The sequence below is a fragment of the Mesorhizobium sp. M1A.T.Ca.IN.004.03.1.1 genome (genome assembly GCF_003997555.1).
GTDB lineage: Bacteria > Pseudomonadota > Alphaproteobacteria > Rhizobiales > Rhizobiaceae > Mesorhizobium.
In genome coordinates this window covers 213,202-227,646 of the sequence record NZ_RZTV01000006.1, presented here as the reverse complement: position 1 = coordinate 227,646, position 14,445 = coordinate 213,202, and the positions used below count along the sequence as shown (strand labels likewise).

General features: G+C 62.5%; 15 protein-coding genes. 4 read left to right on the top strand and 11 right to left on the bottom strand.

What is annotated here, in order from left to right; translation table 11 throughout:
* Position 1: 1 nt before the first annotated feature.
* Both EOD29_RS20895 and EOD29_RS20890 read right to left on the bottom strand, forming a co-directional pair.
* Positions 2–352 carry a MarR family winged helix-turn-helix transcriptional regulator gene (locus tag EOD29_RS20895; protein WP_066996450.1) on the bottom strand — a complete coding sequence of 117 codons (351 nt, stop codon included), beginning with the start codon at positions 350–352 and terminating at the stop codon, positions 2–4.
* 74 nt (positions 353–426) lie between these two features.
* Positions 427–1,791: a leucyl aminopeptidase family protein gene (locus EOD29_RS20890; RefSeq protein ID WP_095824210.1), complete on the bottom strand. Its 1,365-nt coding sequence runs from the start codon at positions 1,789–1,791 to the stop codon at positions 427–429.
* A gap of 122 nt (positions 1,792–1,913) precedes the next feature.
* On the opposite strand from EOD29_RS20890, the gene EOD29_RS20885 reads away from it, so the two are divergent.
* Positions 1,914–2,741 (top strand): tetratricopeptide repeat protein, encoded by an 828-nt coding sequence (locus EOD29_RS20885; protein ID WP_095799347.1) that lies wholly within the window; start codon positions 1,914–1,916, stop codon positions 2,739–2,741.
* A gap of 186 nt (positions 2,742–2,927) precedes the next feature.
* Here the strand turns inward: EOD29_RS20885 and EOD29_RS20880 are convergent, their stop codons facing one another.
* From EOD29_RS20880 to EOD29_RS20840, 9 genes are all read right to left on the bottom strand, one after another.
* The gene (locus tag EOD29_RS20880; protein WP_095824211.1) at positions 2,928–3,944 is read right to left on the bottom strand and encodes a type II secretion system F family protein; all 1,017 of its coding nucleotides are present in this window, start codon (positions 3,942–3,944) and stop codon (positions 2,928–2,930) included.
* Between the two features lie 13 nt (positions 3,945–3,957).
* Positions 3,958–4,971: a type II secretion system F family protein gene (locus EOD29_RS20875; RefSeq protein WP_066996441.1), complete on the bottom strand. Its 1,014-nt coding sequence runs from the start codon at positions 4,969–4,971 to the stop codon at positions 3,958–3,960.
* A 131-nt stretch (positions 4,972–5,102) separates the two neighbouring features.
* Positions 5,103–6,602, bottom strand: a complete 1,500-nt coding sequence (locus EOD29_RS20870; RefSeq protein ID WP_067324583.1) for a CpaF family protein — start codon at positions 6,600–6,602, stop codon at positions 5,103–5,105.
* Between the two features lie 30 nt (positions 6,603–6,632).
* On the bottom strand, positions 6,633–7,916 hold the full coding sequence (locus tag EOD29_RS20865) for a CpaE family protein (protein WP_176477565.1): 1,284 nt from the start codon (positions 7,914–7,916) through the stop codon (positions 6,633–6,635).
* A 31-nt stretch (positions 7,917–7,947) separates the two neighbouring features.
* Complete coding sequence (locus EOD29_RS20860; protein WP_127247655.1) at positions 7,948–8,685, bottom strand: CpaD family pilus assembly protein; 738 nt, start codon at positions 8,683–8,685, stop codon at positions 7,948–7,950.
* Between the two features lie 14 nt (positions 8,686–8,699).
* Positions 8,700–10,229 (bottom strand): type II and III secretion system protein family protein, encoded by a 1,530-nt coding sequence (locus tag EOD29_RS20855; RefSeq protein WP_127247653.1) that lies wholly within the window; start codon positions 10,227–10,229, stop codon positions 8,700–8,702.
* A complete protein-coding gene (cpaB, locus tag EOD29_RS20850; protein WP_067324575.1) occupies positions 10,226–11,038 on the bottom strand; it encodes a Flp pilus assembly protein CpaB in 813 nt (270 codons plus the stop codon). Before cpaB ends, EOD29_RS20855 begins: the two co-directional genes overlap by 4 nt.
* A 274-nt stretch (positions 11,039–11,312) precedes the next feature.
* Positions 11,313–11,831, bottom strand: a complete 519-nt coding sequence (locus EOD29_RS20845) for a prepilin peptidase (RefSeq protein WP_095799342.1) — start codon at positions 11,829–11,831, stop codon at positions 11,313–11,315.
* A gap of 171 nt (positions 11,832–12,002) precedes the next feature.
* A complete protein-coding gene (locus EOD29_RS20840; protein WP_067324571.1) occupies positions 12,003–12,176 on the bottom strand; it encodes a Flp family type IVb pilin in 174 nt (57 codons plus the stop codon).
* A 357-nt stretch (positions 12,177–12,533) separates the two neighbouring features.
* On the opposite strand from EOD29_RS20840, the gene EOD29_RS20835 reads away from it, so the two are divergent.
* The 3 genes from EOD29_RS20835 to EOD29_RS20825 all read left to right on the top strand — a co-directional run bounded on the left by EOD29_RS20835 (position 12,534) and on the right by EOD29_RS20825 (position 14,442).
* On the top strand, positions 12,534–12,956 hold the full coding sequence (locus tag EOD29_RS20835) for a pilus assembly protein N-terminal domain-containing protein (RefSeq protein WP_066996418.1): 423 nt from the start codon (positions 12,534–12,536) through the stop codon (positions 12,954–12,956).
* 136 nt (positions 12,957–13,092) lie between these two features.
* Positions 13,093–13,692 carry a TadE/TadG family type IV pilus assembly protein gene (locus EOD29_RS20830; protein ID WP_095832746.1) on the top strand — a complete coding sequence of 200 codons (600 nt, stop codon included), beginning with the start codon at positions 13,093–13,095 and terminating at the stop codon, positions 13,690–13,692.
* A 129-nt stretch (positions 13,693–13,821) separates the two neighbouring features.
* A complete protein-coding gene (locus EOD29_RS20825) occupies positions 13,822–14,442 on the top strand; it encodes a TadE/TadG family type IV pilus assembly protein (RefSeq protein WP_127247652.1) in 621 nt (206 codons plus the stop codon).
* Positions 14,443–14,445 lie beyond the last annotated feature (3 nt).

The window sequence follows — 14,445 nt, the reverse complement described above, 5'->3', positions numbered from 1 at the left end:
GTCAGATGGGCAGCTCATGCGCCTTTGCGACGATACCATCACCGAAGCGCTCGACAAAGAGCGCGCCCTCCACCGTGCGCCGGATCAGCACGTTGCGCTTGTCGAGCTCGTCGCGGTGGCGCGAGACCAGCTTCAGCGCGCCCATCGTGTCGAGCGCGCGGGTGATGACCGGCTTGGTGACGTTGAGCCTCGCGGCCAGCCCGCGCACCGTATGCGGCGGCGGATCGAGGTAGATGGTGAGCAGGATGGCGGTCTGGCGCATGGTGAGGTCGGGCGCGTCGTCGCGCACCTGCGACAGCAATACCTGCTGCCACAGTCGCAAGGCCTGGCTCGGGCGCATCGAGATCGACATTTGCCAAGCATGACGGCAAATTGTTTCGCTTCCGTTTCAGTCCGCGGCGGCTTTTGCCAGTTTTCTCGTCACACTCACCAGAAGCGCTTCGAGATCACTCGTTCCAGCGCGCGAATGCCTTGCGCTTCACCCCCGGTCAAGCCGTATGGGCGATCACTCGGGTTCCAGGCGAAGATGTCGAGATGCGCCCAGCCGGGGGTCTTCTCGACAAAGCGCTTGAGGAAGAGCGCCGCCGTGATCGATCCGGCGAAGCCGTCCGTCGTGACATTGTTGACGTCGGCGATCTTCGAGGAAAGCTTCGCGTCATAGGGACGCCACAGCGGCATGCGCCACAGCGGATCCTCGACAGCAACCGAAGCCGCAGCCAGGTCGGACGCCAGTGCCTCGTCGCCGGTGTAGAAGGGCGGCAGATCGGGGCCGAGCGCAACACGGGCCGCTCCGGTCAAGGTCGCCATGTCGAACAGCAGGGCCGGCCTTTCCTCGTCGGCAAGCGCCAGAGCGTCGGCCAGCACTAGCCGGCCTTCAGCATCGGTGTTGCCGATCTCCACCGTTATCCCCTTGCGACTCCTCAGCACGTCGCCAGGCCGGAAGGCATTGCCGGCGATCGAATTCTCGACCGCAGGGATCAGCACGCGCAGCCGCACATTCCGTTTCGCCGCCATGATCATCGAGGCGAGACCCAGCACGTTGGCGGCGCCGCCCATGTCCTTCTTCATCAGCAGCATGCCCGACGACGGCTTGATGTCGAGGCCGCCGGTGTCGAAGCAGACGCCCTTGCCGACCAGCGTCACCTTCGGCGCGTCGCTCGGGCCCCAGGTCATGTCAATCAGCCTCGGCGCGCCGGCCGAGGCGCGGCCGACGGCATGGATCATCGGAAAATTCCGCGCCAGGAGATCGTCACCCTTGACGACGGAGACGTCGGCGCCGTGCCCGGCTGCCAATGCCCGGACAGCCTCCTCGAACTCATCCGGCCCCATGTCGCTCGTCGGCGTGTTGACGAGATCGCGCGTCAGGAAAATAGCCTCGGCGGTGCGGCGCACATGCGCGCCGTCGGCGCCCGACGGCAGCGCGAAGCGCAACGCCCTGCCGGGTTTCTTGCCGTAGCGGGTGAAGGCGTAGCCGCCGAGGACGACGGCCAGCGCCGCAAGATCGGGCGCTGGCAGATCCTGGGCGAAATGCCATTCACCCTCGGGCAGCGCCCGCGCCAGGGCGCCCACGGCAAGCTGGCTCTCGCCGTCGCCGGTGCCGAACAGCGCGCCGGCGAGACCGCCACCTTCGGCCGGCAGAACGAGCGTGCGGCCCGCCTCGCCGGAAAAGCCGTTGGCCCGTGCCCAAGCGATGACGGAAGGGGAAAGGCCAGTGCCGTCGAGGCCATCCTTTCCCACCAGGTAGACTGGCAAGGCTGCTTCCGGTTTCTGGTCAATAAGTTCGACAGGCATTCGATGGTCTCCGGCCGGCACGGCGAGTCGGCTTCTTAACGATCCGTTAGGGTTAACAGAATATTTCTGTGGGAGGGAAGACGGCCAGCTTAATGGCCGCGCAGGAATGGAGATAGGCGCCGATGCCGATCAAAGCGTTGACCTTCACAAGCAAGCGTCTGGTCACCACGGCATTGATGGCGGTGCTGGCGGCCAGCGTGGCCGGCTGCGGCAGTACCAGCAAGTTCACGACCGGCTCCATTTCCCGCTCCGACAACCGGCCCCTGGAAACGATGTCGGCCAGCGAACTGCACAGTGCCACGACCAGGCTCGGCGAATCCTACGCCCGGAACCCGAATGACAAACGCATCGCCACCAACTATGCCGCGGCGCTGCAGATGGATGGCGACGCCGACCAGTCGCTGGCGGTGATGCGCAAGCTCGCGATAGCCTACCCCAAGGACCGCGACGTGCTCGCCGCCTACGGCAAGGCGCTTGCCGCCAACGGGCAGTTCGAGCAGGCGCTCGATGCGGTGCGCCGCGCGCAGACGCCGGAATATCCGGACTGGCGCCTGGTTTCGGCTGAAGCCGCCATCCTTGACCAGATGGGGCAGCGGGACGAGGCACGTCAGGACTACCGGAAGGCGCTCGAGCTCAAGCCGAACGAACCCTCGATCCTTTCCAATCTCGGCATGTCCTATGTGCTGGAGGGGGATCTGCGCACCGCCGAGACCTATATGCGCTCGGCCGCGCAGCAACCCAACGCCGACAGCCGGGTGCGGCAGAACCTGGCGCTGGTCGTCGGCCTGCAGGGTCGTTTCGACGAGGCCGAAAAGATCGCCTCGCAGGAGCTTTCGCCGGAGCAGGCGCAGGCCAATATCGCCTATCTGCGCCAGATGCTTGCGCAGCAGAATGCCTGGAGCCAACTCAAGGATCAGGACAAGGGCAAGGCGAAGGTCGCGACCAACTGACTGCCCGGCACCTACAGAGGTCATCGTTCTACGGAAACCGCGAGTTGCTCTAGCTGTTTGTTTTTTCCGCAATTCTGGACGGAAAACCGTTACACACTTTTCCTGGAATTGCTTCAAGGCTGGGCCAGACAGCAAAGCCGCGCGGCGCCTGCCACGCGGCTTCTGTCATGACTTCGATGGCTTCGCCTATTGGCTGCTGGAATTGTGCTGATCGCCAAAGATGCCGCGCTGGCTGACCTGGATGCCGGCCGGCCCTAGAATGATGGCGAACAGAACCGGCAGGAAGAAGAGGATCATCGGCACGGTGAGCTTCGGCGGCAGTGCTGCGGCCTTCTTTTCGGCCGCATTCATACGCATGTCGCGGCTTTCTGAGGCGAGCACGCGCAGCGCATGCGCCACCGGCGTGCCGTAGCGCTCCGCCTGGACCAGGGCCTGAGTCACCGCCTTCACCGAATCTAGACCGGTGCGGCTTGCCAGGTTCTCGTAAGCGACCCTGCGGTCCTGCAGATAGGAGAGCTCGGCATTGGTGAGCACGAATTCCTCGGCGAGGGCGACGGACTGAGTACCGATCTCGTCGGCGACCTTGCGAAGCGCTGCTTCCACCGACATGCCGGATTCGACGCAGATCAGCATCAGGTCGAGCGCGTCCGGCCATGCCAGTTGGATCGACTGCTTGCGTTTGGTGGCGCGGTTGTTGACGTAGAGGATCGGCGCATAGAAGCCGCCATAGGCTACAAGAATGCAGACGAACAGCTTGATGAAGGCAGGCTGCTGCGCCAGACCGCCGAGAAGGAACAGGTAGATCGCCGCGAGCGCGAATCCGACAAAGGGCAGGATCAGACGAAAGAACAGGAAGCGCGTCAGCGGATTCTGGCCGCGGAAGCCTGCAACTTTCAACTTCTGCAGCGTGCCTTCGTCGGCAAGCGCGCGCTTGAGATCCAGCCGTTCGACGATGTTGCGCATGCCGATCGACTGTTCCTCGCGCAAACCCTTGCGGCGGCGATCGGCTTCATTGGCGAGCCGCTGACGCTGCTTGGCGCGCAGCTCATCACGCTCGAGCGCCACGGTTTTCATGCGCGCCTTGAGCTGATTGCCGCCAAGCGCAGGCAGGAGCGTGAAGACGGTCGCAAAAACCGCGATGCCGACCAGGAGCGCGATAAGAAACGAAGGATCGGTTAGCGTCTTGACGACCTGGTCTGTCATTGGATCCGCGTCCCTACACTTCGAAGTTCATCATCTTGCGCATCACCAGGATGCCGATCGACATCCAGACGCCAGAGCAGCCGAGGATCAGATTGCCGACGCTGGTGGTGAATAGCGGCATGATGTAGTTCGGACTTGTCAGATAGACGAGAAAGGCGACGACGAACGGCAGGGCGCCGATGATGACGGCGGATGCCTTTGCTTCCATCGACAGCGCCTGTACCTTGGCCTTCATCTTCTTGCGGTCGCGCAGCACGCGCGAAAGGTTGCCCAGCGCTTCGGAGAGATTGCCGCCGGCCTGCGACTGGATCTGGATGACGATGCCGAAGAAGCCGGCCTCGGTGCATGGCATGGTCTCGGACATGCGCATCGTGGCATCGGGGATCGACATACCCATCTGCTGGGAATCGACGATACGGCGGAATTCGGAGCGGACCGGCTCCGGGGATTCATTGGCGATCAGGCGGATCGCGTCGTTGAGCGGCAGACCAGACTTCACCGCACGCACGATGATGTCGAGGGCATTCGGGAATTCCTCCAGGAAGGCCTTCACCCGGCGCGCGCGACGAAACGAGACGAACCAGCGCGGCAGGCCGAGGGCTCCGGCCAAGAGAGCGCCGGGCAGGACCAGCAACGGCGCGCCGGCAAGAAAGGCGAGGATCGTAAGCACGATGCCGCAGATCACCGAGTAGATGTAGAAGCGCTCGAGGGAGACGGTCATGCCGGCCTGGCGGATCTGGGCCCTCAGCGGCGGTTTCTTGACGTTGCGGTCATTGGTTTTCTGCTTTTCATCGAGCTGCTTGAGCGAATCCTGAAGCGTCTTGCGCCGTCTGACCGCTTCCGCGGCGCGGTCGCGCGTAGCCTTCACCACCGATCGGTCGGTCTCGGCCGTCTTGATCGTTTCAAGGCGCTTGCCGGCCTGCTTCTCGTTATCGATGCGCTTGAACAGGAAGGCATAGGCTATCGCGCCGGCGCTGAGGCCCGCGAGCACGACGAAAGCCAGAACCGTGGTGTCAATTCCGAACATCGACCGGGGCCCCTACACCTCCAGATGCACTAGAGCGGTTCAGCTTTTTATAACAGCGCTGACCCGCTCTAAGTATTTGTTTTTACGCAATTCCGGACGGAAAACCGCTACGCACCTTCCCTGGAATTGCTCTAGTCAGCGCGTTTCTCCATGGCCTCGAGCGCGTTGGCGAGGCGCTGCTCCTCGCCATAGTAGCGGGCACGATCCCAGAAATGCGGCCGGCCGATGCCGGTGGAGACATGCTCGCCGATCAGACGGCCGCTCGCGTCCTCGCCCTTGATGTTGTAGAGGACGAGGTCCTGGGTGATGATGACGTCGCCTTCCATGCCGATCACCTCGGTGATGTGGGTGATGCGGCGCGAGCCGTCGCGCAGACGAGCCGCCTGGATGATCACGTCCACCGAGCCGACGACGATCTCGCGCACCGTCCTCTGCGGCAGTGAATAACCGCCCATGGCGATCATCGATTCAATACGGTTCAGGCATTCGCGCGGGCTGTTGGAGTGGATCGTTCCCATCGAGCCGTCATGGCCGGTGTTCATCGCCTGCAGAAGGTCGAACACTTCCGGTCCGCGCACCTCGCCGACGATGATCCGTTCGGGCCGCATGCGCAGGCAGTTCTTGACGAGATCGCGCATGGTCACCTCGCCCTCGCCTTCGAGATTGGGCGGCCTGGTTTCGAGACGCACCACGTGCGGCTGCTGCAGCTGCAGCTCGGCCGAGTCCTCGCAGGTGATGACCCGCTCCTCGCGATCGATGTAGTTGGTCAGGCAGTTGAGCAGCGTCGTTTTGCCCGAGCCGGTACCGCCCGAGATGACGACGTTGCAGCGGACGCGGCCGATGATCTTCAGGATCTCCGCGCCTTGCGGCGAGATGGCGCCGAACTTGACCAGCTGGTCGAGCGTCAGCTTGTCCTTCTTGAACTTGCGGATGGTGAGCGCGGTGCCATCAAGCGACAGCGGCGGCGCGATCACGTTGACGCGCGAGCCGTCGGGAAGGCGCGCGTCGCAGATCGGGCTCGATTCGTCGACGCGGCGGCCGACCTGGCTGACGATGCGCTGGCAGATGTTGAGCAGTTGCTGGTTGTCGCGGAAGCGAATGCTGGTCGGTTCGACCTTGCCGTTGACTTCGATGTAGACGTTCTTTGAACCGTTGACCATGATGTCGGCGATGTCGTCGCGCGCGAGCAGCGGCTCCAGCGGCCCATAGCCGAGCACGTCGTTGCAGATGTCCTCGAGCAGCTCTTCCTGCTCGGAGATCGACATCGCGAAATTCTTGATCGCGATGATGTCGTTGACGATGTCGCGGATTTCCTCGCGCGCGCTTTCCGGATCGAGCTTGGCGAGCTGCGAAAGATCGATCGTGTCGATGAGCGCGGAAAACACCTGGCTCTTGGTGTCATAGTAGGTTTCGCTGCGCTCGCGCTGGACCCTTTTCGGCGGCTCGGGCGCCATCGGCGGCGCCTCCACCGGACGGCGAACGGGGGACGCGGCGGGCGTGCTCGGCGCGGGCGCGGCCGGCCGATCGACAGCGATCGTCCCAGCCGGAGCGGGAGCGGCCGGAGGAGGTGCTGGCGGACGGAATTCGGGAGCTGCCCGGCTGCCGTCGTCTGTGCCTCTTTTACCAAACATGATCGACTACCCGATGCCGCTCAGCGAGCGTCACTTCTTGCTGCGTGAAAGCTTGCCGAGGATGGCTCCAAGGCTTGCCTTCTTCTTCGCCTTGATCTCGCTGCGCCCTGTCAGCACATGCGCTATTTCGTTGATCGTGCCGACGATCGGACTCTTGGCGTCCATTTCGCCGAGCATGCGGCCGTTGTTGGCCGCGTTGCCGAACAGCAGCGGCTCGAAATTGATCACCGCCATCGGCGTGATGCCGAGCGGTTCGGAAAAATCCGATGCAGCGATCTCCGGGCGTTTGGGAACGCCCGCCTGGTTGATGATCAGCTTCGGCGGCGGGTCGTTCGGACGCAGCCGCTTCAGCATGTCGACCATATTCTTGGTGTTGCGCAGATTGGCGAGTTCTGGCGTGGCCGTGATGACGATCTCGTCGGCCTTGATCAGCGTGCTCTTGGTCCAACCGCTCCAGACGTGAGGGACGTCGAGCACGAGCAAGGGCGCGCTGCGCTGCGCCGTTTCGATGACCTGGGAGAAGGCGTCAGGATCGAAATCATAGACGCGCTCGAGCGTGGAGGGTGCCGCAAGCAGCGACAGATGCTCGGCGCATTGCGCGAGCAGCCGGTCGAGATAGACCTCATCGACGCGCTCGGGCGAAAACACCGCCTCTGCGATGCCCTGCGCGGGGTCCCGGTCGAAGTTGATGTTGGCGGTGCCGAAGGCGAGGTCGAGATCGGCGACTACGACTTCGGACTTGAACAAGGACGACATCGCCCAGGCGACGTTGTGGGCGATCGTCGAGGAGCCGACGCCGCCCTTGGCGCCGATGAAGGCGATGGAGCGGCCGATCGGATCGGACTCGGGATCGACGAAGATCGACGAGACGACGCTGACGATATCGGTCATCGAGACCGGCGCGATGACATATTCGGAAATGCCCGAACGGATAAGCTCCCGGTAGAGTCCGACATCATTGTAATGGCCGATGACCACGACCTTCGAGGTCGGATCGCAATATTCGGCGAGCTGAGCGAGCTGCTCCAGCAGCTGTTTCGGCTCGCTGCGCGATTCCAGCAGGATCAGGTTTGGCGTCGGCGCCGACTGGTAGAACTCGATCGCGGTGGCGATGCCGCCCATATGGACCTTGAGATGGGCCTTGGCCATGCGGCGGTCCTCGCCGGCGCGCCCGATCGGATTTGCAACGCCTTCGGTCTCGCAGAAAGCCTGGATCGAGATGCGCGGCACCGGGCGCAGCGCCTGCATGGCGGCGATGTCCTGTTGCGAGAGATCGCCGGGATCGGCAGGCGTGTCGTAGGCAAGGTTGCTCATCGTCATGCTCTTTCCGTGATCCGGCGCGGGCTCAGTAAGTCACTTCCGAATTGCCGAGGAACTCATCCGAAATGCCTCTCGCCCGGTAGACGTCGATCACCGCGCCGCGATTTTCGGCATCGATGTCGGACTGCTTGCGCGGCCCGAGCAGATCGTTGGGATTGGCCATCTGGGCGGCGAGGTTGTTCTGATAGGAGCACCCGAAATCGGCGTAGTGCTTGTTCTCGGAAGTCTCGGTCAGATCCTCGGGCCAACGCCCGCATTTGTCGGTCTGTGCCCTCACCGCCACGAAGGCCACGCGGACCGGCGCCGAAGCCTCGGGCACGGCCGACTGATAGGAGGTCATGATGATATTGTTGCGCTTGACGCCTGCGGCCATCGCAAGTCTGGCGAAATCGCGGCTCGCGGCCTGGGCGGCGGCCTGGTTCGCGGAACCCACCGGGGCCGCGATCGTCAGCGCCGGCGCGGCGCTCCTGTCGTAGCCGTCGAGGAAGCCGAGCAGAGTGTCGCGCTGCGAAGCCGTCATGCCGCGATCACCGGCGCCGACCGGGAGGTCAATCTTCTGGTTCTTCTCGGCGATAACGATCGGATGATTGGTGCGGTAGTCGTCCGGAATGGAGCCCACTGTCACACTATCGCGATGGAAGTTGGCGCATCCGGTGAGCGACGCCGCAAGGGCGATCGCCAGGACCGGAGACGCCCCGCGGAATCGTCCGCGGCCGGATTGTGCCGCTGCGATCGTCATCGACTTGGTTGTTGAGTTGGACATGTCCGCTTTCCCGCTCACTTGTAGATGAAGCCGACGACGCCGTGGTAGCGGCCAGGTGGCCTATCGGTCTGCATGGTGCCGTAGACGCGATTGACGCGACCGAGGAACATGCCGGCGCCGTCGCTCGGCGCATTGAAATTATCGTCGGGCTTGGCCAATTCGTTGCGCGCCACTGGCCGCGCCAGATAGGGCGTGATGATGATGACGAGTTCGCTCTCGTTGCGCACGAAGTCGCGGCTGCGGAAGAGCGCGCCGAGGACCGGAATCTTGGTCAGTCCGGGCAATCCATTGACGGCCTGCCTGACGTCGTCGCGGACAAGGCCTGCGATCATCATCGAACCGCCGGAAGGCAGTTCCACCGTCGTATCGGCCAGGCGCTTACGCAGCGACAAAGCGTTCATACCGGGGCTTGTCCCGCCGTCGGACAGCGAAACCGATCCCTCGGTTGTCGGCTCGGAAACGGCAGTCCGCACCTTTAGGCTGATGCGGCCGGGTGACAGGACCACCGGCTGGAACTCCAATCCGATGCCGTATTCGATTTTCTCGATGGAATAGGTCTTCAGACCCGTCTGGTTGTCGGTGGAGACATTGGCCGAAACGCTGTTCACCATGTTGTATTCGCCGCCGACCTTGAAGGTCGCCTTCTCGCCGGACACCGCAGTGAGCGTCGGTTCTGCCAGCGTCTTCATAACGCCGGCCGATTCCATGGCATTGATGTAGGCCTGGATCGAGGACGTCCCGACATTGAAGCTCGAGTTGGACAGCTGCTTGCCGAGGCCGGTGAAATTGTCGCTGAGAGCGCCCCAGGAAATGCCGTTGCTGCCGCCGTTGCCGATCATATTGACGCCGAGCTGCTTCATCACCGAGCGGCTGACTTCGGCCACCGTCACCTTCAGCGTCACCTGATCGTCGCCGATGATCTGCAGCAGATTGACGATCTTGGAGACCCGGCGCTCCTGGTCGGGATTGTTGATGTCGACGCCGCCATTGGCGGACCCGCCGGCGGCCGTCTGCGAATATTGGCCGGTCGTCGCTTCACCGCCCGAGACGAAGATGGTGGCCAGGTCGACGGCGCGCTTGGCGTCGAGCGGGGTATCGACATTGCCGGTGAGAATCACGTTGTCGTTCAGCAGCTCGACCTTGATCTGCGACGTCGGGAGGAAGCGCTTGAGATAGTCTTCCAGCCCGGCCACATCGCGTTCGACCGCCAGGTCAAGACTGGCGATCTGCTCGCCGTTGGGACCGAAGACGAAGATGTTGGTTTCGCCGACCGCCTTGCCGAACAGATAGATGCGGCGCGCCGTGCGCGTCACTGCGTCGGCGACCGCGGGATTGGCGACGAGTATGTCGTAAGCGTCGCTCGGCAGGTCGATCACCACCGACTTATTGAGGCCGAGCTTGACGCGCTGCGAGGCAACCGAGGCCGTCACACCCGCCGCCCTGTTCGCGGCCTTTGCCTCGACGAGCCCAGGCGCATTGGTGCCGATCAGGAACAGGCCGATTGCGGCCGCCGCGATGGCGGGCAGTTTGCCGATTAGCCTCATTTCCTTGCTCCCACTTCGGAAACCTGGCCCGACTTGATCAATCGCACCGTGCCGCGCCGGCCATTGCCGTTCACCAGGTAGTCGGCCTCGCCCAGGTTCTTCTCATTCGTGTCGGTGATCGAACGCAGCGCCAGGGTCAGGCGGTCCGCCATCTGCTGCGCCACCGTGATGATCTCCGCCTGCTGCGGCGTGAGCTCCAGCGTCGCGGTCTGGCCGACCCTGGTCTTCTTGCCTTCCTCGTCCTCCTGGATGGTCTGGTCGATGGCCAGGACACGGATGTTCTTCAGGATGGTCTCGGTATTGAAGCCGCTGCCGCCATTGCTGGCGTCGGCCCGCCGGGTCATGATGACGTCGACGAAGTCATTGGGCAGGATGAAGCCGCCGGCGGACGTATCGGCCGATATGGCGGTCGCGACCGCGCGCATGCCGGACGGCAGGATCGAGGACATGAAGCTCTGCCCCTCGCCGACCAGCTTGGAGCGCCGCAACGGCTCACCGGCATACATGGCTACACGCGCCACCGAGCCCTTCAGCTTTTCGACTGCGTCCGGTTCGGCCGCACGGGTGATGAAATTAGCGTTGATGCCGCTCGCCGGCCACTGCTCCCACCTGATGTTGTCACCGAGCTGGCTGCCCATTGCGACATCGCCGGAAAGCGCCAGCACGTCCTGCAGCGCGATCGCCGGCTGCTTGGGAGCGTTGACGACGACTTGAGCCGGCGGCGCCACTACCATGTTCTTCGCGACATAACCCGCGCCACCCGCCGCGGCCACGGCCACGCTCAGAATAATCAGTCGGGATGCTGGCATTCGTCCGGACCCTTCGCCTCAAGGCAAACCACCTCGCCAAGCCGGACTTTGCAGCCACAATCGTCAAAACAAGGTTAATGCAATGCTTACGATCGTGATTAATTTAACGTTTACTCAAATTGGACCGAACCGCCTTGCCGTTAACAAAAAAGGCGGCCAAGTGCCGCGAGAACCCTTGTCACAGAAACTGATTTTCCGAAGGCAACAAGCTGTTTGGTAGGCGTAAAGCCAGACTCCGAAGCGCACCGAGCGCATCTGAAGATGGCGATATGCTTTAGGTCGTGAGCCTATCCAGCGCCCAGACCATCAACGAAGAATCCGGAAAGGTGAGGAGCCCGCCAAGACCAAGCGCGACGCCATAGGGAATGCCTGCGGTCTCGTCGGCGAAATGGCGGAGAAAACGGTTGTGGCCGGTGTAAACCGCAAATGGCGATTTCCGGTAGGCCAGAATGGCAACCGTCAGCAGGCCGCCGATCAATGTCGAGGTCACCAAGTAGCCGATGAGATTGATGTTGAGCCCCATCCATACGGCGGTCGCGGCCAGCAGCTTGGCATCGCCGCCGCCCATGCCGCCGAGCGCGAACAGTCCGAACGTCGCGGCCAGCACCAGGGCACCTGCCGCGAAATGCCCGCCATAAATGGCCCAGTCCATCCCGGTCAAAGGAGCGACCAGAGCGAACGTCGCCACGAGCAGCACCGGCACGCGGTTGGCGATCGTCATCGAAAGCATGTCGGAGATCGCCGCAAACAGCATGCAGAATGGAAAGACGACGAAGATTACAGCTTCAAGCATGAGACAACACAATGCCGTGAGAAAAGTAACACGCCCAGTCTAGCCACACGCCATTAACGGTCGGTGAGTGCCGACGATCAAATTCGCGCGCAACCAGATGCTGCAACGAACAAGGGCCGCCTCGAGGCGGCCCTTCTCGTCGAGAGCGACTTCGTCGTCCTCGGGTTGTTGTTAGTTGGAGTTTTGGACCGCGCTGGCAATTGCCTTGAACTTGGTGTTCAGGGCAGTGCCGAGCTGGCCGGCGCCGACCATGATGGCGAGCGCGATGAGGGCGGCGATCAGACCGTATTCGATGGCGGTCGCGCCGGATTCGTCCTTTACGAAACGTGCGATGAGGTTAGACATTCGAGAGCTCCTACTCCACGTGTTACAGCACTTCCGTCAACTTCTCTTGCCGGTTGATCGGATGTGCCAAATCTAGGGGGAAGCCCTTTCGATCGGCTTAATAAATACCCTTACCGATTCCTTTCCGGAGGCGATCCCGTTGCTTGGTTAACCGTGGCCTAAACCTCCAGAGGCGGAGTGGCGGGCAGGAAAAGCGCGGAGATCCGGCCCATCCGCGATTTCGCTAAAACAGCGTATGCTCTCAGGCTTATGACCGCCGAGCCGGCCAATCCTTATCGCGGCCATACGGCGCTTAACCGTCGGTTCACCAATTTCGTTCATGTTCCGTTGAACAGTCTGCCGCTCCGGAGCGCTTCAATGACCTCGTCGAGATCGCCATTTTCAGTCGTCGCGCTGTTGGCTGTCGCCGCATCCGTCATGCCGGCCAGCGCCGGCGCCGGCATCGAGGTCACCATGAATCAAGCAAAGATCGTCAAGTTGTCGCGCGCGGCCGATACGATCGTCGTCGGCAATCCGGCCATCGCCGATGCCGCCGTGCAGGACGCCTCGACGGTCGTTCTCACCGGCAAAGGTTTCGGCGTGACCAATCTGGTCGTGCTCGATTCCGATGGCAGCCCGATCATAGATGAGCAGGTGACGGTCGTCCGACAAGCCGCGTCCTCGGTGCGCATCTATCGACGCGCCGAAGTCCAGACCATGTCCTGCACGCCCTATTGCGAAAGCTCGTACAAGAGCGAGGCTGAGAAAACGTCCGAAACGGAAATGAACGCAGCCCGCTGAGCTTAAGGACGCAAGCGCCCGCAGGTTAACAGCGGGTTAAGGGCCGCCCACCGAGTTTAACGCTGATCCAAACCGGACCTCAATGGGTGGTCGATAGGTTGCAGCCGACATTGCAAGGGATCGGCAGGAACGGAACATGAGCAGGGCGCCCAAGGGTGGCATGGACGGCAAGGCCGAGGCAAAGCCACGCCCCGGTTTCTTCAGCGACAGGCGCGGCAGCACGGCATTGGAATTCGCAATGCTGGCCATGCCGTTCGCCTTGCTCGTTTTCGCCATCCTGGAGAGCTGCATCTCGTTCGCCGGCCAGGAAGTGATGGCCAACGCCACCGACGATATCGCGCGCCAGTTGCGAACCGGCCAGCTCAAGAAGGCCAACGTCACCGACGCCTCGATCAAGACGCTGATCTGCGACAGGCTGGAGATCATGGTCGCCACGAACTGCCCCGGGTCGGGGTCAGATGCTTCACTTCTGGTGGACCTGCGCGAATATCCGACCTTCGCCGACGCCGCGGCGGCGGGCTTCAAAATCCAGAACGGCGAAATCGTGCTGACAGGCACGAGCTCGACGACTTTCACGGTGTCGCCGGGGCTGGCGGAATCGAAGAACATGCTGCGGGTTTTCTACAAATGGCCGGTGATCACCGATTTCCTGGCCAAACAAATGGCCAATCTGAATGGCGGCAAGACGCTGCACTTCGCATCGGTGACCTGGCAGAACGAACCATTCGACGACTAAGGCAGGTCGCGTGACGCGACCTGCTTCAGCTTTTTGATTGTCGGCATGTCTCCCGAAACCGGGTCCACTTCGGGAGACATGCTTCAAGATTGCGGCCGGCCGAGACTTGAGGCGGTGTGGGGGCAGGATATGTACCGTGCGGGGGCACAGCGACGAATTTCGGCTTTCGTGGCCAAGGCGGCACGGTTTTGCCGCGATCGCCGCGGCGTCGCGGCAATCGAGTTCGCTTTCATCGTGCCGGTGCTGCTCATCATGTACTTCATCACGATGGAAGCCTCGCAGGCCATCGAGACCAGCAAGAAGGTCAGCCGCATCGGCAGCATGGTGGCGGATCTCGTCACGCAGCAGACCAGCGTCACGAAGGCCGATCTCGACGCGATCATGAAGATCGGTACCTCGACGCTGCAGCCCTACAATCGCTCTACGCCGACGATCATCATCACCGGGATCCAGATCTCCGACGAGGCATCGCCCAAGGCGACGGTGGCCTGGTCGCGCAAGCTCGTGGGCACCACCTATAGCGCCGACTCGGCGAAGACCAGTCCCACCACCGTTCCGCCGACGCTGAATATCCGCAACACCTTCCTTGTCCGGGTGGAAAGCGACCTCGGCTATAAGCCGATCATCACCTGGTCCGCCGACAGTTCGTCGACGCTTGGATTGACCTCGGCCTTCAACAACATATCGATGGGCGAAACATACTATCTGAGGCCGCGCCGCGGTCCTACGGTTCCTTGCACCGACTGCTGACGG